The organism is Pseudomonas sp. 18175, from assembly GCF_050432925.1.
In the GTDB taxonomy this organism is placed as follows: Bacteria; Pseudomonadota; Gammaproteobacteria; order Pseudomonadales; family Pseudomonadaceae; genus Aquipseudomonas.
The window spans coordinates 24,422-41,065 of sequence record NZ_JBKFTO010000005.1 but is presented as its reverse complement, the minus strand read 5'-3'; the positions used below and the strand labels follow the sequence as shown (position 1 = coordinate 41,065).

Below are 16,644 nucleotides of genomic sequence, written 5' to 3'. Positions count from 1 at the left end.
GACCGCACGGACGGGCTAATACACCGGCTGCCCCGGCGCCGTAAACGGCTTGTAATTGGGGTCCTTGTAGCGATCATCCTTGTAGTAGGTCTTAGCCCTCGGGCTGTCGTGGGGGTAGGTGACTTCCAGGTTGGGTGTAAGGTGCCAGCCGCTGCCTTTTGGGTCGCGCTCGATCAGCGACGGGTACGCCTTGCAGGTCCCGCTTGAACCCGAGGTCATCTCGAACTGGTAGTAACGGCCAGGCTGGGGGGTGAAGACCGCCGTGATGGAGCAGGACCGCGTATTGGGCCCCTCCCAGAACATGCCCACGTGGGTCTCGATACCCGGTCGCACCTTGGTTTCGTAATAGTCGAACGTCAGGTCCTGCCCGGCCTTGGGCATGCCGATGTCTTGTGTGTGGATAAAGGGCAGGGGCCCACTGCGTATCACGCCGCCTGAGCGCACACCGTTTTCATACTGGTAGATATCGGCATGCTGGGTGAAGTCGACGATGCGGAGATAGGCCGGGTTCGGCTCGTTTTCCGGTGCGGTGAAGTAGTAGGTCTTGGGTAGATACTGGCAACCAGCAAAGAAGGGCAGGATCAGCAAAAGGCGCGAACGGGGAAAAGGCATGATCAGTTCCTGGTCTGAGGTGTTCTACAGACCACAGGTTGAACACTCTATTCCCCGTCCAGGGCTTATCCTTTAGTCGCGTCTACCAGGCGTGCACCCGTCAGGCCTTGCAGCTCGGCAAAGCTCAGGCCCGGGACGATCTCGATCACCTGCAGGCCGGTGTCGGTGACGTTGATCACACACAGGTCCGAGTAGATGCGGTCGACACAGCCCATGCCGGTGACCGGGTAGCTCAGTTGCTCGACGATTTTCGGTTCGCCTTGACGGGTCAGGTGCTCGGTCACGACGAAGACTTTCTTCGCGCCGATGGCCAGGTCCATGGCGCCGCCTACGGCTGGGATCGCATCGGGTTCGCCGGTGTGCCAGTTGGCCAGGTCACCGTTGCTCGCTACCTGGAAGGCGCCCAGCACACAGATATCCAGGTGCCCGCCGCGCATCATCGCAAACGAATCGCCGTGGTGGAAAAAGCTGCCGCCCTTGAGCATGGTCACGAACTCTTTGCCGGCATTGATCAGCTCGGGGTCTTCTTCACCTTCGGCCGGTGGTGGGCCGAACGCGAGCAGGCCGTTTTCCGAGTGCAGGAAGATATCCTTGTCGGCCGGCAAGTAGCTGGCAATTTTCGTCGGCAAACCGATGCCCAGGTTGACGTAGGCGCCTTCAGGAATGTCTTGTGCAACGCGCTGGGCGATGGCGTCGCGGGAAAGCTTGGTGTAAGGCATGGGTTAAACCTCCTTGGCCGGTTGGGCGATGCCGACGCGAACCACGTGCTGCACGAAAATGCCTGGGGTCACGATATGTTCCGGGTCCAGCGCGCCCAGCTCGACGATCTCGCTGACCTGAGCGATGGTGGTCGCAGCCGCCATGGCCATGATCGGGCCGAAGTTGCGCGCCGATTTGCGATACACCAGGTTACCCCAGCGGTCACCTTGGTAGGCCTTGATCAAAGCGAAGTCGGCCTTGATCGGGAACTCCAGCACATAGTGCTTGCCATCGATCTCACGGGTTTCCTTGCCCTCGGCGAGCAGGGTGCCGTAGCCAGTGGGGGTGAACACCGCGCCCAGGCCGGAGCCTGCGGCCTGGATACGGCAGGCGAGGTTGCCCTGGGGCACCACTTCCAGCTCGATCTTGCCGGCACGGTAAAGGCCGTCGAAGACCCACGAGTCCGCCTGGCGCGGGAACGAGCAAATGATCTTGCGCACCTGGCCGGACTTGAGCAGCGCCGCCAGGCCGTAGTCACCATTGCCCGCGTTGTTGCTGACCAATACCAGGTCACGCGCACCGTGTTCGATCAGTGCGTCGATCAGCTCGGCAGGTTGGCCGGCCGGGCCGAAGCCGCCAATCATGATGGTGGCGCCATCCTTGATCTGGCTGACGGCAGCTGTCACAGATTTATCGGTTTTATCGAGCACAATTCCCTCCTGGGGAGTGTTCTGGAATATTGGGTATTCAGGCCGGGCTTATGACATCTTCATCAGGCGCGTAAAGAGCAATTAACTCACCAGGCGGGATAAATAAAAGTGTAAACAAGAGGCGAATAAGGTCCGCACCGATAATGGCTAATTCTTTCGGGCGTTAATGTCACAGCAACCTCGCGGTGCACCTGAGTGCATAAGACGACGGTATGAAAAGTTATACCCGTGGCAAACTAACTGGCGGCTGTTAGTTGCGGATATGCACTATTCGATTGTTATTATTGGGGCTGTTTTGCTGATGGACATCATAACTTTGCACGGCGTACAGACAAGGGTCGAAAGGGGGAAATGTTCGATAATCGCCCAAATTGATTTTTTCGCGATTGAGTCGGCAAGGGGTTATTAGGGGTTTAAAGCGCCTGGGCCAGCGCTGCAAACCGCACGGTATTGCGCCCCGACGCCTTGGCCTCATACAGCGCCGCATCCGCCCTGGCCAGCAAACTTGCGCTGGTATCGGCGTCGTCAGGCACATCGCAACAAACCCCGATACTGATCCGCAGTTCAATACTTGCCTCTGCATACAGCGCCGGTGCCAGGGCCAATGAAGTGCGCAGTTCATCGAGCACCGTCCTGGCGGCCTCGGGATGGGTGCACGGCAGCAGCAGCAGAAACTCCTCGCCACCGTAGCGACCGATGCTGTCAGTCGAGCGAAGCCGTTGGCTGAGGTGGTTGGCGCAATGGCGGATGACCTCATCGCCTGCCAGGTGCCCGTGCACATCGTTGATCTGCTTGAAATGGTCGATATCGACCATGGCCACCGCGAGGCTGGAACGGTCTCGACGAGCACGCTCCAGTTCTTGGGTGAATCGCTCCAGGATGGCGCGCCGGTTAAGAATGCCCGTCAGCACATCCCGCAGCGCCATGTGCTTGAGCAATGACTCGCTGCGTTCCTTGGCCAACAGCACCAGGCCCAGGGAGATCATCATGGCGGTGAACGTGCCAATGCTCACCGAGATGGTCTGCTTGAGGTTGCTGACGTCGTAGCGCATCTCGGCGGCGCCACCGCCCAGTATGGCCACCACACGCATGCCCAGCCCGATCAGGCTAATGCTCGAGCCGATGATCAACAGCATCCGCGCACGGCCCTGCGGGGGAATGTGGCGAAGGGTCCAGTAGATGATCAAGGCGCATTGCAACATCAACACCAGCGAGGCCGCGAGCATGCGCGGCTCCAGGGTGTCGATCAGGCTCACCATCAACACCAGCATCAACGCCGCCGGTGCGAACACCCGCCACCAAGACACCGGTAACTCCACGATCCGAAACAGGCTGGCGCCATAAAACGCCAGCGCCACGGCCAGCAGGGAGTTGGCGACGCCATAGGTAAACCACAGCGGTGCATGCCCGTAAAAGGTGTAGCCCACATAGGCCAAGGCATGGGCCAGCAAGCCGAAACCGATGGTCAGCAGCCCATCACGCTGATTGAACTGACCGACCAGGATCAGACAAAACGCCATGATCGTCGCGACCAAGGCAACACAGCCAAACAGCGTGGGGGTATGAGCGATCATGGCGTCTCACCGAGCGATGGCAGGCCGCACAGCTTCCATGCGGGGGTTGATCCTGGGGGGATGGGAGCCGCTGAGTATAGGGAGGGGAGGCGGGTATTTCTATGGTCGCTCTCCCCTGGTCGCCTTTGGGCTAAGCATGACGTTTACAGAGGCGCTTTGGGTTTTGGCTTGCCAGCTTTGGGCGTACCCAGCACTCGATTCAATTCGCCAGCAACGGCGATCAATTGCTGTTCATGTGGCGAGGGAGCTTGCTCCCGTTGGACTGCGCAGCAGTCCCGTTCTTTGAGCAAAGAGCGGGGCCGCTTCGCGACCCAGCGGGAGCAAGCTCCCTCGCCACAGGTCATCGGCGTTGGTGTTTTCGCTTTAAACCTCCCGCTTCACCACCAGCGTCAAAATGTCATAGCTGGCCACCAGTTCCCCCAACTGGTTAGTCACCTCCACATCCCATGCCACTACGCCTTGTGGAATACCCTGCGGGCTCGCCTTGCCCTGGTCGATCTTGCGTTTGCAGGTCAGGCGCGCCTGGATGGTGTCGCCGATGCCTACCGGGTTGATGAATCGCAGGGTGTCCAGGCCGTAGTTGGCCAGTACCGGGCCGGGGGCCGGGGAGACGAATAGGCCGGCGGCGGCAGACAGCACGAAGTAGCCATGGGCGATGCGCTTGCCGAACTGCGATTCCTTGGCCGCGATGTCGTCGAAGTGCATGTAGAAATGGTCGCCCGACAGGCAGCCGAAATTCACCAGGTCCGCTTCGGTGACAGTACGGCGGTGGGTCAGCAGGGATTCGCCGACCTGCAAATCCTGGAAGAAGCGGCGGAACGGGTGCACTTCGGTTTCGATCACCTTGGCGCCGCGCACGTATTCGCCGGTCACCGCCGCCAGCATGGTCGGTGAGCCCTGTACCGCGGCGCGTTGCAGGTAGTGTTTCACCGCGCGCAGGCCACCCAGTTCTTCACCGCCGCCAGCGCGGCCTGGGCCGCCGTGCTTGAGTTGGGGCAGGGGCGAGCCGTGGCCGGTGGATTCGGCGGCGGACTCGCGGTCCAGTACCAGCAACCGGCCGTGCCAGGCGGCGGCTACCGGGATGGCTTTGGCGGCGGTCTGCGGGTCTTTGGTGACCAGGCTCGCCACCAGGCTGCCTTTGCCGCGTGCGGCCAGGGCCAAGGCTTCGTCCAGGTCGTGGTAGGCCATCAGCGTGCTGACCGGGCCGAACGCTTCGATATCGTGGGCGCCGCCTTCGGCGTGTGGGTCATGGGATTGCAGCAGGGTCGGAGCGAAGAATGCGCCCTGGCTGACGTTTTCACCGCGTGGCTCAAAACCGTCGCGGGCGCCGAACAGCAGGTCGCTGCTGTGCAGCAAGGCTTCCAGGCGCTCGGCCACATCCTTTTGTTGATCGTGGGAGGCCAAGGGGCCCATGCGCACGCCTTCCACCGACGGGTCGCCGACCACCACCTTGGCCAGGCGCTCACGCAGGCGGCTGGCGACTGCATCGATATGCTTGGCCGGCACGATGGCGCGGCGGATGGCGGTGCATTTCTGCCCGGCCTTGACGGTCATCTCGCGGGCGACTTCCTTGATGAACAGCTCGAACTCTTCATCGTCCGGCGTAACGTCCGGGGCGAGGATCGCGCAGTTCAGCGAGTCGGCCTCGGCGTTGAACGGCACCGAGTTACGGATCAGGTTCGGGTTCACCCGCAGCTTGGCAGCAGTGTCGGCGGAGCCGGTGAAGGTCACCACGTCCTGGCCTTGCAGGCGGTCGAGCAGGTCGCCGGTGCTGCCGATCACCAGTTGCAGGCTGCCCGCCGGCAGAATCCCGGACTCGTCCATCAGGCGCACCACCGCTTCGGTCAGGTAGCTGGTGGCGCTGGCCGGCTTGACGATGCACGGCACACCCGCCAAAAAGCTCGGCGCGAACTTTTCCAGCATGCCCCAGATCGGGAAGTTGAACGCGTTGATGTGCACCGCCAGGCCACCACGCGGCACCAGGATATGGGTGCCGGCAAACGTGCCTTTTTTACCCAATGGCAGCGCCGGGCCTTCGTGGACGATATTGCCCGAGGGCAACTCCCGCGAGCCCAGGCTGGCGTAGGTGAATAGGGTGCTGTTGCCGCCTTCGATATCGATCCAGCTGTCGGCGCGGGTGGCGCCGCTGTGGTGGGAGAGGGCGTAGAGCTGTTCCTTGCGCTCGCTCAGGTACAGCGCCAAGGCCTTGAGGCGTTGCGCCCGTTGCTGGAAGTCCAGCGCCATCAAGCCGCTGACACCCAGGCTGCGGCCATGGGCGACGGCTTCGGCGAAGTCCGGGTGCTCCTCATGAGTGCGGGCGAGTTCGTGGCCGTCGATGGCGCTGCGCAGCACTTGGGCACCGTGTTGGCCGATCCAGCGACCGGCGATAAAACTTTGCAGGGTAGGGGCGTGAGACATCACGGTTCCTCCAGGGTAGAAAAAAGGGATTAGTGTTTGCTGGCGCCCGCTGCGCCGATGCCGGTCATGGAGCGGATGAACTGCGCCAGGTAGCGGCCACGTTCAAGGGCGGCGCGGGGTGAGGTGTCGGTGACGGAAAACACCCAAGCGCTGAAAAACGCCAGGCTCATGGAAAACAACGCCGGGTTGGAATACGGAAACAGCGCCTTGTCGTGATGCAGCACGTTGACCCACACCGCCGGGCTCAGCACCAGCAGCACAATCGCCGAGACCAGCCCGGCCAGGCTGCCGGCCACGGCGCCACGGGTGGTCAGGCCCTTCCAGTACATCGAAAGGAACAGCACCGGGAAATTCACCGACGCGGCAATCGCCAGCACCAGGCCGGACAGGAACGCGATGTTCTGCGACTCAAACAGCAAGCCAAGGATGATCGCCAGCACGCCGATGCACAGCGTGGCGATGCGCGATACGCGGATCTCCTGCTGTTCAGTGGCCTGGCCCTTGCGCATGACGCAGGCATACAGGTCGTGAGACACCGCCGACGCGCCGGACAGCGCCAGCCCCGCCACCACCGCTAGGATCGTGGCAAACGCCACCGCCGAAATGAACCCGAGGAACAGGTTGCCGCCCACCGCTTGCGCCAGGTGCACGGCGATCATGTTGCCGCCGCCGATGATCGCGCCGTTGGCATCACGGAAGGTTGGGTCGGTGCCCACCATGACAATGGCGCCAAAGCCGACCACGATCAGCAGCAGGTAGAAGTAGCCGATAAAACCGGTGGCGTAGAACACGCTCTTGCGCGCTTCCTTGGCGTCGCTGACGGTAAAGAAACGCATCAGGATATGCGGCAGCCCGGCGGTGCCGAACATCATGCCCACCCCCAAGGAAATCGCGTCGATGGGGTTGGACAGCAAGCCACCCGGCGCCATGATCGCGCTGCCCTTGGCATGCACGGCGGCGGCCCCGGCAAACATCGCCTCGGTGCTGAAACCGAAATGCTTGAGCACCATGAACGCCATGAAGGTGGTGCCGAACAGCAGCATCACTGCCTTGATGATCTGCACCCAGGTGGTCGCGAGCATACCGCCAAAGGTCACGTAGAACACCATCAGCACGCCCACCAGCATCACCGCGTACAGGTAGTCGATGCCAAACAGCAGCTCGATCAACTTGCCCGCGCCGACCATCTGCGCCACCAGGTACATCAACGCCACGGTGAGGGTGCCGAAGGCCGAAGTCAGGCGCACCGGGGTTTGCTCCAGGCGGTACGACACCACGTCGGCAAAGGTGTACTTGCCCAGATTGCGCAGGCGCTCGGCGATCAGGAACAAAATGATCGGCCAGCCTGCCAGTACGCCCAAGGCATACAGCAAACCGTCATAACCATTGAGGAACATCATCGCCGAGATGCCCAGGAAGGACGCCGCCGAGATCATGTCGCCAGCAATCGCCAGGCCGTTCTGAAAGCCCGTCATACCGCCGCCAGCGGTGTAGAAGTCACTCGCCGAACGGGTGCGTAATGCCGCCCAGCGCGTCACGCCAAAGGTGAACAGTACAAACACCAGGAACATGCCGATGGCGTTCCAGTTCAGCGGCCGCGACACGTCATCGGCAGCGATGGCCAGGTCGGTGGCCAACGCCAGCGGCAACAGAAACCACGCGATCAACCGGCTCATGCTGCGCACTCCTGCTTGAGCTTGTCGTTGAGCGGGTCGATCACATGGTTGGCGCGGTACACGTAAAAGCCGGTCAGCGCGAACGCCAGCAACACGATCACCACACCCACCAGCATGCCCACCGTGGTCACGCCGCCGCTCAGGGACTGCCCGAGGGTGGCGGGGGAGAACGCCACCAACAGCACAAAGCCGAAATACACCACCAACATGATCAGCGACAGGGACCAGTACAGGCGCTGTTTGCGCCGTACCAACTGGATAAAGTCGGGATGCCGGTGGATACGTTCGATAGCGTCGGGGGTCATGGCGGTGGTCCTTTTTATTGTTGTGTTGGGGGGGGGGGCGGCACGCGTCAGAGTTGGTCGAAGTCCAGCACCACCTTGTCGCTGATGGGGAAGGCCTGGCACGACAGCACGTAGCCGGCCGCCACTTCGTAGTCTTCCAGGGCGTGGTTGCTGTCCATTTCCACTTCGCCTTCGATGACCTTGCATTTGCAGGTCGAGCACACGCCGGCCTTGCACGAGTACGGCAACTCGGCGCCCTGGGCGTTACCCGCATCGAGGATGCTCTGGCTGTTGCGCGGCAGGTCGAAGGCCAGGGCGCGGCCGTCGCTGATCACGGTGATCTGGCTGACGGCGGCGTCCAACTCGCGGGCGGCTTCGCGGGCTTCACGTTTTTGCTGGCTGCCAGCGGCGGCGAACAGTTCGAAGTGGATGCGTTCAGGCTGCATGCCGCGGGCCTTGAGGCTGTCGCGCACGGTTTCGGTCATTTCCTGCGGGCCGCAGATGAACGCAGCGTCGAGGGTTTTGACGTCCAGCCAGCGGGAGAACAGTTGCGCGCATTTGTCGGCGTTGATGCGGCCGTTGTAGAGGTCCACATCCTGCTGTTCACGGCTGAACAAAAAGATCAGGTTCAGGCGCTGCAAATAGCGGTTTTTCAAATCTTCCAGCTGCTCGCGAAACAGCGCGCCGGAGCTGGAGCGATTGCCGTATAGCAGCGTCACGCGGCTGTGGGGCTCGGTTTGCAGGGTGGTCTTGATGATCGACAGGATCGGCGTAATGCCGCTGCCGGCCGCGACGGCCAAATAGTTGCCGTGGCGCGCAGGGTCCAGTTCAACATGGAAATGCCCGGCAGGCGGCATCACTTCCAGGCTGTGCCCGGTCTTGAGCTGTTCATTGGCAAACGCGGAAAAACGCCCGCCGGCCACGCGCTTGATGGCGATGCGCAGTTCGCCGTCATTCACGCCGGTGCAGATCGAATAGGAGCGGCGCACTTCTTCGCCGTCCAGTTGGGTGCGCATCACCAGGTGCTGGCCCTGGGTGAAGTGGAAACTGTCTTGCAGGTGCTGGGGGATCTCGAAGGCGATGGACACCGCGTCACGGGTTTCGCTGCGTACGTCCTTGATCACCAGGCTGTGAAATTTGCTCATTGTTATTCTCCCACCGAGACGGCCAGTGGCCCCTCAGATGCACTTGAAATAGTCGAACGGTTCCAGGCACTCACGGCAGCGGTACAGCGCCTTGCAGGCGGTGGAGCCGAACTCGCTGAGCACTTCGGTGTGGCTGCTTGCGCAGTGCGGGCATACCACCACCGGGCTTTCGCCCAGCAGGCTGCGCTTGTTGGCGCTGCCCTGGGGCGGTGCGATGCCGTAGGCGCGCAGGCGCTCGCGGCCACCTTCGGTGATCCAGTCGGTGGACCAGGCCGGGGTCAATTTGCGCTCCAGGTGCGGCGTGCGAAAACCAGCCTGCTCCAGCGCATTGCGGATATCGCTCTCGATCACTTCGGTGGCCGGGCAACCGGAGTACGTGGGCGTGACCACCACATGCAGGTGGCCCGCCTGCCAGTCCAGATCGCGCACGATGCCCAGGTCGACCACGCTGACCACTGGTACTTCCGGGTCCATCACTTGGGCGAGGGTGGCCCAGGCGGCGGCTAGCTCCGTGGGCTGCGCCGGGCGGTCGCTGGCGATCAGCTCACCAGGTCGCATCGGGGTACGCTCGGGGCAAAAACTGCATTTCGGCCAACAGGATGCCCAGGTGCTCGGTGTGCAGACCGCGCCGGGCATTCAGGTAGAAGTAGCTCGGCGCGGGCGGCACGGGCAGGGTCGCGCTGGCGAAAATCGCGCCCACGGTGTGCTGCCAGGCGGCGGCGACCTGCGCGGTGTCCGGGGTGATGCCGGCGGCGCATAGGCGCTGTTCGCTGTCATCGGCGCTGGTCAGTTCGACGGTGAAGCGCCACACCTCGGGGATCGCCGCGAGCATGCGTGCATGGCTTTCGTCGGTGCCGTCACCCAGGCGTTCGACCCATTCACCGGAGCGGCGCAGGTGATAGGTGACTTCCTTGACCGCTTTGGCGGCGATCCCGGCAATACGTTCGTCGCTGGACTGGCTCAGGCCCGTCAACACCGGCAAGTGCCAGGCGTCGTACAAAAATTGCTTGAGAATGGTCACTGCATAGTCGCCGTTGGGTTGCTCCACCAGCAGCAGGTTGCGGTAGGCGCGCTCATCGCGGCGGAAGGCCAGGTCGTCGGCGTCGCGGCCGTCGTCCAGCAGTTCGGCGGCGTAGTCTAGCCAGTTGCGGGCCTGGCCCACCAGGTCGAGGCCGACGTTCATCAGCGCCAGTTCTTCTTCCAGCGCCGGTGCGTGGCCGCACCATTGGCACAGGCGCTGGCCTTGGATCAGGGCGCTGTCGCCCAGGCGCAGCAGGTATTCGATCAAATCGGTTGGCGTGTTCATGGTCGACCTCACATGTGCCCGACTTCGGCCGGCAACTCGTAGAAGCTGGCGTGGCGGTAGACCTTGTCGTCGGACGGGTCGAACAGCGGGTCTTTTTCATCCGGCGACGAGGCGGTGATCAAGGCCGAGGGCACCACCCACAGGCTCACGCCTTCGCTGCGACGGGTGTACAGCTCGCGGGCGTTCTCGATGGCCATGGTGGTGTCGGCGGCATGCACGCTGCCCACGTGTTTGTGGTTCAGGCCGTGCTTGCTGCGCACGAAGACTTCAAAAAGGGTCCATTCAGACATAGCGGCAACTCCAGATCAGGCAGCGTTCTTATTGTGTTTTTTACGGGCGTGGGCCACGGCGGCTTCGCGCACCCAGGCCCCGTCTTCAATGGCTTTGCGGCGGGTGGCTACGCGTTCCTGGTTGCACGGGCCATTGCCCTTGAGCACTTCGTAGAACTCGTTCCACTGGATCTCGCCGAAGTCGTAGTGGCCGCGCTCGGCGTTCCACTTCAAGTCCGGGTCGGGGCAGGTGCAGCCCAGCAGTTCCAGTTGCGGGATGGTTTGGTCGATAAAGCGCTGGCGCAGCTCGTCATTGCTCTGGCGCTTGATCTTCCAGGCCATGGACTGGGCGCTGTTGGGCGAGTGCTCGTCGCTGGGGCCGAACATCATCAGCGACGGCCACCACAGGCGGTTGATCGCGTCCTGCACCATGTCTTTTTGCGCCTGGGTGCCGTGACGCATCATGGTCAGCAAGATCTCGTAGCCCTGGCGCTGGTGGAAACTCTCTTCCTTGCAAATACGCACCATGGCCCGGGAGTAGGGGCCGTAGGAGGTGCGTTGCAGCACCACCTGGTTGACGATCGCAGCACCATCCACCAGCCAGCCCACGGCACCCATGTCGGCCCAGTTCAGGGTCGGGTAATTGAAGATGCTCGAATACTTGGCCTTGCCGCTGTGCAGCTTGGCGATTTCTTCATCGCGGTCGGCGCCCAGGGTTTCCATAGCGCTGTACAGGTACAGCCCGTGGCCGGCTTCGTCCTGGATCTTGGCCATCAGTTGCAGCTTGCGCTTGAGGGTCGGCGCACGGGTCACCCAGTTGCCTTCGGGCAGCATGCCGACGATCTCGGAGTGGGCGTGCTGGGAGATCTGCCGGATCAGGGTTTGACGGTAGGCGTCGGGCATCCAGTTCTTGGCTTCGATCTTGATTTCGGCATCGATCTTTTCTTGGAAGTGGCGCTCCTGCTCGGACATCTCCGACAGGTCCTTGATGCGCTTCACTCCGGTTTCTACAAGCTGTGCGTACATGGTGAGTCTCCCGCCGTGAATCTGGTTAAAGGCATGGAGAACTTTATAAGTGATACAGAAATATTTATCAAACACAAAATAACGTGTCATTAATATTTTTGTATCGCTTTGCGCTGGATAGGTTTTCTGCAGGCAAAAAAAAAGCCCCTGCTGGGGCTAATGCTGTCCATTTGGATTGAGTGATTACCTGTGGCGAGGGAGCTTGCTCCCGCTGGAGTGCGCAGCGCTCCCATTTTTTTGGGGCCGCTTCGCGCCCCAGCGGGAGCAAGCTCCCTCGCCACAGTTGTCCTTAAGTGGGCAGCGTTAGCGCCGGAGCGGGGCTGTAAAGTGCAGCAGTCATGCTTTTGGGCGGTTGTCGATCACGTGGCAGGCCTTGCCTTCGGAGCGCTTGATCGAGTGCATGGGCTGCAACACGATACGGGTGCTGATACCGATGTAGGTCTTGATGTGACGGCTTAGCTCGCCCGCAATGGCTTTTTGCTGTTCGTCGCCCAGGTGTTGGTGCTCGGCCTTGAGTTCCACATGCACGTCGACGCTGTCCAGGTTGCCATTGCGATACAAATGGATCTCGTAGCACTCGCACAGCTGTTTGACTTTGAGCACCTGTTCCTCGACCTGGGTGGGGAACACGTTGACCCCACGAATGATCAGCATGTCGTCGCTGCGGCCGGTGATCTTGTCGATGCGCCGCATGGGCCTGGCGGTGCCGGGCAGCAGGCGCGTGAGGTCGCGGGTGCGATAGCGGATCATCGGCAGCGCTTCTTTGCTCAGGGAGGTGAACACCAGCTCGCCCATCTGCCCGTCCGGCAGTACCTCACCGGTGACCGGGTCGATGATTTCGGGGTAGAAGTGGTCTTCCCAGATGGTCGGGCCGTCCTTGGTTTCGGCGCATTCCATGGCCACTCCAGGCCCCATGATTTCCGACAGGCCGTAGATGTCCAGGGCGGTGATGCCCAGGCGCTGTTCGATGGCACTGCGCAGCTCGCCGGTCCAGGGCTCGGCGCCGAAGATGCCCAGGCGCAACGCAAGCTTGTGCGGGTCGAGGCCCTGGCGTTCGATCTCGTCGGCGATGTTGAGCATGTAGGACGGCGTGACCATGATGATGTCAGGCTGGAAATCCTTGATCAGTTGCACCTGTTTCTCGGTCTGCCCGCCGGACATCGGAATCACCGTGCAGCCCAGGCGTTCGGCGCCGTAGTGGGCGCCGAGGCCACCGGTGAACAGGCCATAACCATAGGAGATATGCACCTTGTCGCCACGGCGGCCGCCGGCAGCGCGGATCGAACGGGCGACCACGTTGGCCCAGGTGTCGATGTCGTTCTGGGTATAGCCGACCACGGTGGGTTTGCCGGTGGTGCCGCTGGACGCGTGCAGGCGCACCACGTCGTGCATCGGCACGGCAAACATGCCGTAGGGGTAGCTGTCGCGCAGGTCGGACTTGGTGGTGAAGGGAAACTTGGCCAGGTCTTCCAGGCAGGTGATGTCACGCGGGTGCACGCCCAGCGCATCGAAGCGCTGACGGTACAGCGGCACATTGTTGTAGGCGAGGTTGAGGCTCCAGCGCAGACGGTCCAGTTGGTGCTGGCGCAGCTCGTCGATGCTGGCGGTCTCCAGCGGGTCCAGCACAGGTTCAAGCACGGTTTGGGCAATTGGCATGTTCATGACTTCACTCGAATTATTGTTGTGTTCCAGCCCTGTTGCACCAGGGCTTTGAGTGCATGCCCCAAGGATACCGCTCGGCTCCTTGGGCATTGGGATTATTTGGTCCTATAGACGCTCGATGATCAGCGCGATGCCCTGGCCGACACCGATGCACATGGTGCACAGCGCGTAACGGCCTTGGCGTTCCTCCAGCTCGTGCAGGGCGGTGGTCACCAGGCGTGCGCCGCTCATGCCCAGCGGATGGCCGAGGGCAATCGCACCGCCGTTGGGGTTGACCCGTGGGTCGTTGTCGCCCAACCCAAGTTCACGCAGCACTGCCAGGCCTTGGGCGGCGAAGGCTTCGTTGAGCTCAATCACGTCCATGTCCGCCAGGCTCAGGTTGGCCAGCTCCAGCACCTTGCGCGTGGCCGGCACTGGGCCGATGCCCATGATGCGCGGCTCCACGCCAGCGGTGGCCATCGCCACTACCCGGCCACGGGCCTTCAGGCCGTAGCGTTTGGCGGTTTCGGCATTGGCGAGCAACAGTGCGCAGGCACCGTCGTTGACCCCGGACGCATTACCGGCGGTGATGCTGCCGCCTTCGCGAAAGGGCGTGCCGAGTTTCTGCAATTGCTCAAGGGTGGTGTCGCCGCGTGGGTGCTCGTCATGCTCCACCACCTTGGCTGGGCCTTTGCGCTGAGGGATCTGTACCGCGACGATTTCCTTGGCCAGGCGCCCGCTGGCCTGGGCTGCACCAGCCCGTTGCTGGCTGCGCAGGGCAAACGCATCCTGGTCGGCGCGGGAGATGTTGAATTGCGCGGCGACGTTCTCGGCGGTCTCCGGCATGGAGTCGATGCCGTAGGCCGTTTTCATCAGCGGATTGACGAAACGCCAGCCGATAGTGGTGTCGTACAGCTCGGCCTGGCGCGCAAACGCCTGCTCGGCCTTGCCCATTACCAGCGGTGCGCGGGACATGGATTCCACGCCGCCCACTAACATCAAACCGGCCTCACCGCAGCGAATGGCGCGGGCGGCGCTGCCGATGGCGTCCAGCCCGGAGCCGCACAGGCGATTGAGGGTGGTGCCTGGCACGCTTACCGGCAGTCCCGCCAGCAGGGCCGACATGCGGGCCACGTTGCGGTTGTCTTCACCGGCCTGGTTGGCGCAGCCGTAGATCACATCGTCCACCGTGCTCCAGTCCACGTGCGGGTGGCGGCGCAGCAGTTCGCGCAGCGGCACCGCGCCAAGGTCGTCGGCGCGCACACTGCTCAGGGCGCCAGCGTAGCGGCCGATGGGGGTGCGCACGGCGTCGATGATCAAGGCGTCATTCATGTGGGGTCTCCTGCGCCAGCACCGGGCCGCGCACTTTGTAGGATTTGCCATGGAACAAGGCGATCAGCTCGCCCCGTTGGTTTTCGATACGCACGTCGTAGTTGCCGGTGCGGCCGGAACGGCTTTGCTCGATGCAGTCTGCGTTCAAGGTGTCGCCCAAGCGGGCCGGAGCGATGTAGTCGATGCTGCAGCCCATGGCCACCGTGGCCTCGTTGTAACTGTTGCAGGCCAGCGCGAAGGCCGAGTCGGCCAGGGCAAACAGGTAGCCGCCATGGCAGGTGCCGTGGCCCTGGAGCATGTCGGCGCGCACGCTCATGCCCACGCGGGCGCTGCCCGGTGCGGCCGAGAGCAGGCGCATGCCCATGCCCTGGCTGGCGGCGTCGCGCTCGAACAGGGCTTGGGCGCAGGCGCTGGCCAGGCGGTTGGCGTCGTGGTTAGTCATGCAAGTGCCTCCCTTCGGCCACGCGGCGGCGCAACAGCAGCGACGGCCGGTAGCGTTCTTCGCCATAGCTGGCTTGCAGGTGTTCCAGCACACGCAGCACATGCTTGAGCCCAATAGCATCGGCCCAGGCCAGCGGACCTTGGGGGTAATTGACCCCGGCGCGCATCGCCAGGTCGATGTCGGCGGCCGAGGCCACGCCGTGCAGCAAGGCGTCGGCGGCTTCGTTGGCCAGCATCGCCACAGTGCGCAGTACGGCGAGAGCCGGGCTGTCGCTGAGCAGGCTTACGGCGAACCCGGCGTGTTGCAGCAGGGCTATGCCGTCTTCAAGTGCATTTGGGGTGATGTTGGCTGCGTAACTGATGGCGATGCGGCGGGCGCTGGCGTAGTCGAAGGCCAGGTCCAGCAGGATCAGGTTGCGCAGGCCATCTTCCTGGGCGCGCTGGCACGCCATTCGCCCGTCGCTCAGGGCCAATACGGCATCGCCGACCCGCAGCAAGCCTTGGCCGTCGCGGTTGATCACGTCGATGGCGTGCTCGCGCAGGCGTGGAAGCAGTGTGTTGGCGATGCCCAGGTCACCCTCGACCACACAGGTGGTGACGGTGCGCGCGCTGCGGGTGGTTTTTGCTGGTGCGCGCTCTGCGCCGTCTGCATAGCGGTAGAAACCCTGGCCGCTCTTGCGCCCTAGACGGCCTGCGTCTACCAAGTCTTTCTGGATCAGCGAGGGTTGGAAGCGGTTGTCGCCGTAATAGGCGTCAAACACCGAGCAGGTCACCGCATAGTTGACGTCATGGCCGATCAGGTCCATGAGCTCGAAAGCACCCATGGCAAAGCCACCGGCGTCGCGCATCAGCGCGTCCAGGGTTGGGACGTCGGCAACGTGTTCCTGCAACAGGCGCAGGCTTTCAGCGTAGAACGGGCGGGCCACCCGGTTGACGATAAAACCCGGCGTCGAGCGGGTGTGCACCGGCTTTTTGCCCCAGGCCTTGGCGGTGGCGTACAGGCAGTCGGCCAAGGCCGGGTCGCTGGCAAGGCCCGAGACGATTTCCACCAGCGCCATCACCGGCGCCGGGTTGAAAAAATGCAAGCCCAGCAGACGCTGCGGGCGTTCCAGTTGGGCGGCAATACGGGTGATCGATAACGAAGAAGTGTTGCTGGCCAGGATGCACTGCGCGCTGCAGATGCCTTCCAGCTGGCGGAAGAGGGCGCGCTTGACCTCCAGGTTCTCGACGATGGCTTCAATGACCAGCGCGCAATCGGCCAAGGCATCGATGGATTCCACCGCCTGCAAGCGGGCGAGGGTAGCGGTGCGGGCCTCGGCCGAGAGCTTGCCGTTTTCGACGCGCTTGCCCAGTTGCCGGTCAATACCGTCGATGGCTTGGGCGGCGGCACCGGGGCGATTGTCCAACAGCAACACAGGGTGCCCGGCCTGCGCTGCCACTTGGGCGATACCGGCGCCCATGGCCCCGGCGCCGATCACGGCGATGCGCGCAGTGGTATTCAGTGCAGTCAT

16 protein-coding genes are annotated in these 16,644 nt (G+C 62.8%); all 16 read right to left on the bottom strand.

The genetic code is table 11. The annotated features are described in order from the left end of the window. Positions 1 to 15: 15 nt before the first annotated feature. The gene (locus ACLD1Y_RS08335; RefSeq protein WP_429477150.1) at positions 16 to 612 is read right to left on the bottom strand and encodes a hypothetical protein; all 597 of its coding nucleotides are present in this window, start codon (positions 610 to 612) and stop codon (positions 16 to 18) included. Between the two features lie 65 nt (positions 613 to 677). Continuing rightward, positions 678 to 1,331 carry a 3-oxoacid CoA-transferase subunit B gene (locus ACLD1Y_RS08330; RefSeq protein ID WP_429477148.1) on the bottom strand — a complete coding sequence of 218 codons (654 nt, stop codon included), beginning with the start codon at positions 1,329 to 1,331 and terminating at the stop codon, positions 678 to 680. 3 nt (positions 1,332 to 1,334) lie between these two features. Beyond that, positions 1,335 to 2,021 carry a 3-oxoacid CoA-transferase subunit A gene (locus tag ACLD1Y_RS08325; protein WP_429477147.1) on the bottom strand — a complete coding sequence of 229 codons (687 nt, stop codon included), beginning with the start codon at positions 2,019 to 2,021 and terminating at the stop codon, positions 1,335 to 1,337. A 413-nt stretch (positions 2,022 to 2,434) separates the two neighbouring features. Next, the gene (locus ACLD1Y_RS08320; protein WP_429477145.1) at positions 2,435 to 3,595 is read right to left on the bottom strand and encodes a GGDEF domain-containing protein; all 1,161 of its coding nucleotides are present in this window, start codon (positions 3,593 to 3,595) and stop codon (positions 2,435 to 2,437) included. A gap of 363 nt (positions 3,596 to 3,958) precedes the next feature. After that, complete coding sequence (gene paaZ / locus ACLD1Y_RS08315; protein WP_429477143.1) at positions 3,959 to 6,013, bottom strand: phenylacetic acid degradation bifunctional protein PaaZ; 2,055 nt, start codon at positions 6,011 to 6,013, stop codon at positions 3,959 to 3,961. 29 nt (positions 6,014 to 6,042) lie between these two features. Next, entirely contained in the window at positions 6,043 to 7,689 is a 1,647-nt protein-coding gene (locus tag ACLD1Y_RS08310; RefSeq protein ID WP_429477141.1) for a cation acetate symporter, read from the bottom strand. Continuing rightward, positions 7,686 to 7,994, bottom strand: a complete 309-nt coding sequence (locus ACLD1Y_RS08305) for a DUF485 domain-containing protein (RefSeq protein ID WP_429477139.1) — start codon at positions 7,992 to 7,994, stop codon at positions 7,686 to 7,688. The genes ACLD1Y_RS08310 and ACLD1Y_RS08305 overlap by 4 nt, the downstream gene beginning before the upstream one ends. 47 nt (positions 7,995 to 8,041) lie before the next feature. Then, positions 8,042 to 9,118, bottom strand: a complete 1,077-nt coding sequence (gene paaE / locus ACLD1Y_RS08300; RefSeq protein WP_429477137.1) for a 1,2-phenylacetyl-CoA epoxidase subunit PaaE — start codon at positions 9,116 to 9,118, stop codon at positions 8,042 to 8,044. 33 nt (positions 9,119 to 9,151) lie between these two features. Continuing rightward, positions 9,152 to 9,676: a 1,2-phenylacetyl-CoA epoxidase subunit PaaD gene (gene paaD / locus ACLD1Y_RS08295; protein ID WP_429477135.1), complete on the bottom strand. Its 525-nt coding sequence runs from the start codon at positions 9,674 to 9,676 to the stop codon at positions 9,152 to 9,154. After that, positions 9,663 to 10,424, bottom strand: coding sequence for a 1,2-phenylacetyl-CoA epoxidase subunit PaaC (gene paaC, locus ACLD1Y_RS08290; protein ID WP_429477133.1), 762 nt, complete (start codon positions 10,422 to 10,424; stop codon positions 9,663 to 9,665). Before paaC ends, paaD begins: the two co-directional genes overlap by 14 nt. Before the next feature lie 8 nt (positions 10,425 to 10,432). After that, on the bottom strand, positions 10,433 to 10,714 hold the full coding sequence (paaB, locus tag ACLD1Y_RS08285) for a 1,2-phenylacetyl-CoA epoxidase subunit PaaB (protein WP_007943393.1): 282 nt from the start codon (positions 10,712 to 10,714) through the stop codon (positions 10,433 to 10,435). A 15-nt stretch (positions 10,715 to 10,729) separates the two neighbouring features. After that, a complete protein-coding gene (gene paaA / locus ACLD1Y_RS08280) occupies positions 10,730 to 11,719 on the bottom strand; it encodes a 1,2-phenylacetyl-CoA epoxidase subunit PaaA (protein ID WP_122486330.1) in 990 nt (329 codons plus the stop codon). A 336-nt stretch (positions 11,720 to 12,055) separates the two neighbouring features. Then, a complete protein-coding gene (paaK, locus tag ACLD1Y_RS08275; RefSeq protein WP_429477131.1) occupies positions 12,056 to 13,381 on the bottom strand; it encodes a phenylacetate--CoA ligase PaaK in 1,326 nt (441 codons plus the stop codon). 105 nt (positions 13,382 to 13,486) lie between these two features. Further along, a complete protein-coding gene (gene pcaF, locus ACLD1Y_RS08270) occupies positions 13,487 to 14,692 on the bottom strand; it encodes a 3-oxoadipyl-CoA thiolase (protein ID WP_429477129.1) in 1,206 nt (401 codons plus the stop codon). Continuing rightward, on the bottom strand, positions 14,685 to 15,134 hold the full coding sequence (gene paaI, locus ACLD1Y_RS08265; protein WP_429477127.1) for a hydroxyphenylacetyl-CoA thioesterase PaaI: 450 nt from the start codon (positions 15,132 to 15,134) through the stop codon (positions 14,685 to 14,687). Before paaI ends, pcaF begins: the two co-directional genes overlap by 8 nt. Continuing rightward, on the bottom strand, positions 15,127 to 16,644 hold the full coding sequence (paaH, locus tag ACLD1Y_RS08260) for a 3-hydroxyacyl-CoA dehydrogenase PaaH (RefSeq protein ID WP_429477125.1): 1,518 nt from the start codon (positions 16,642 to 16,644) through the stop codon (positions 15,127 to 15,129). Before paaH ends, paaI begins: the two co-directional genes overlap by 8 nt.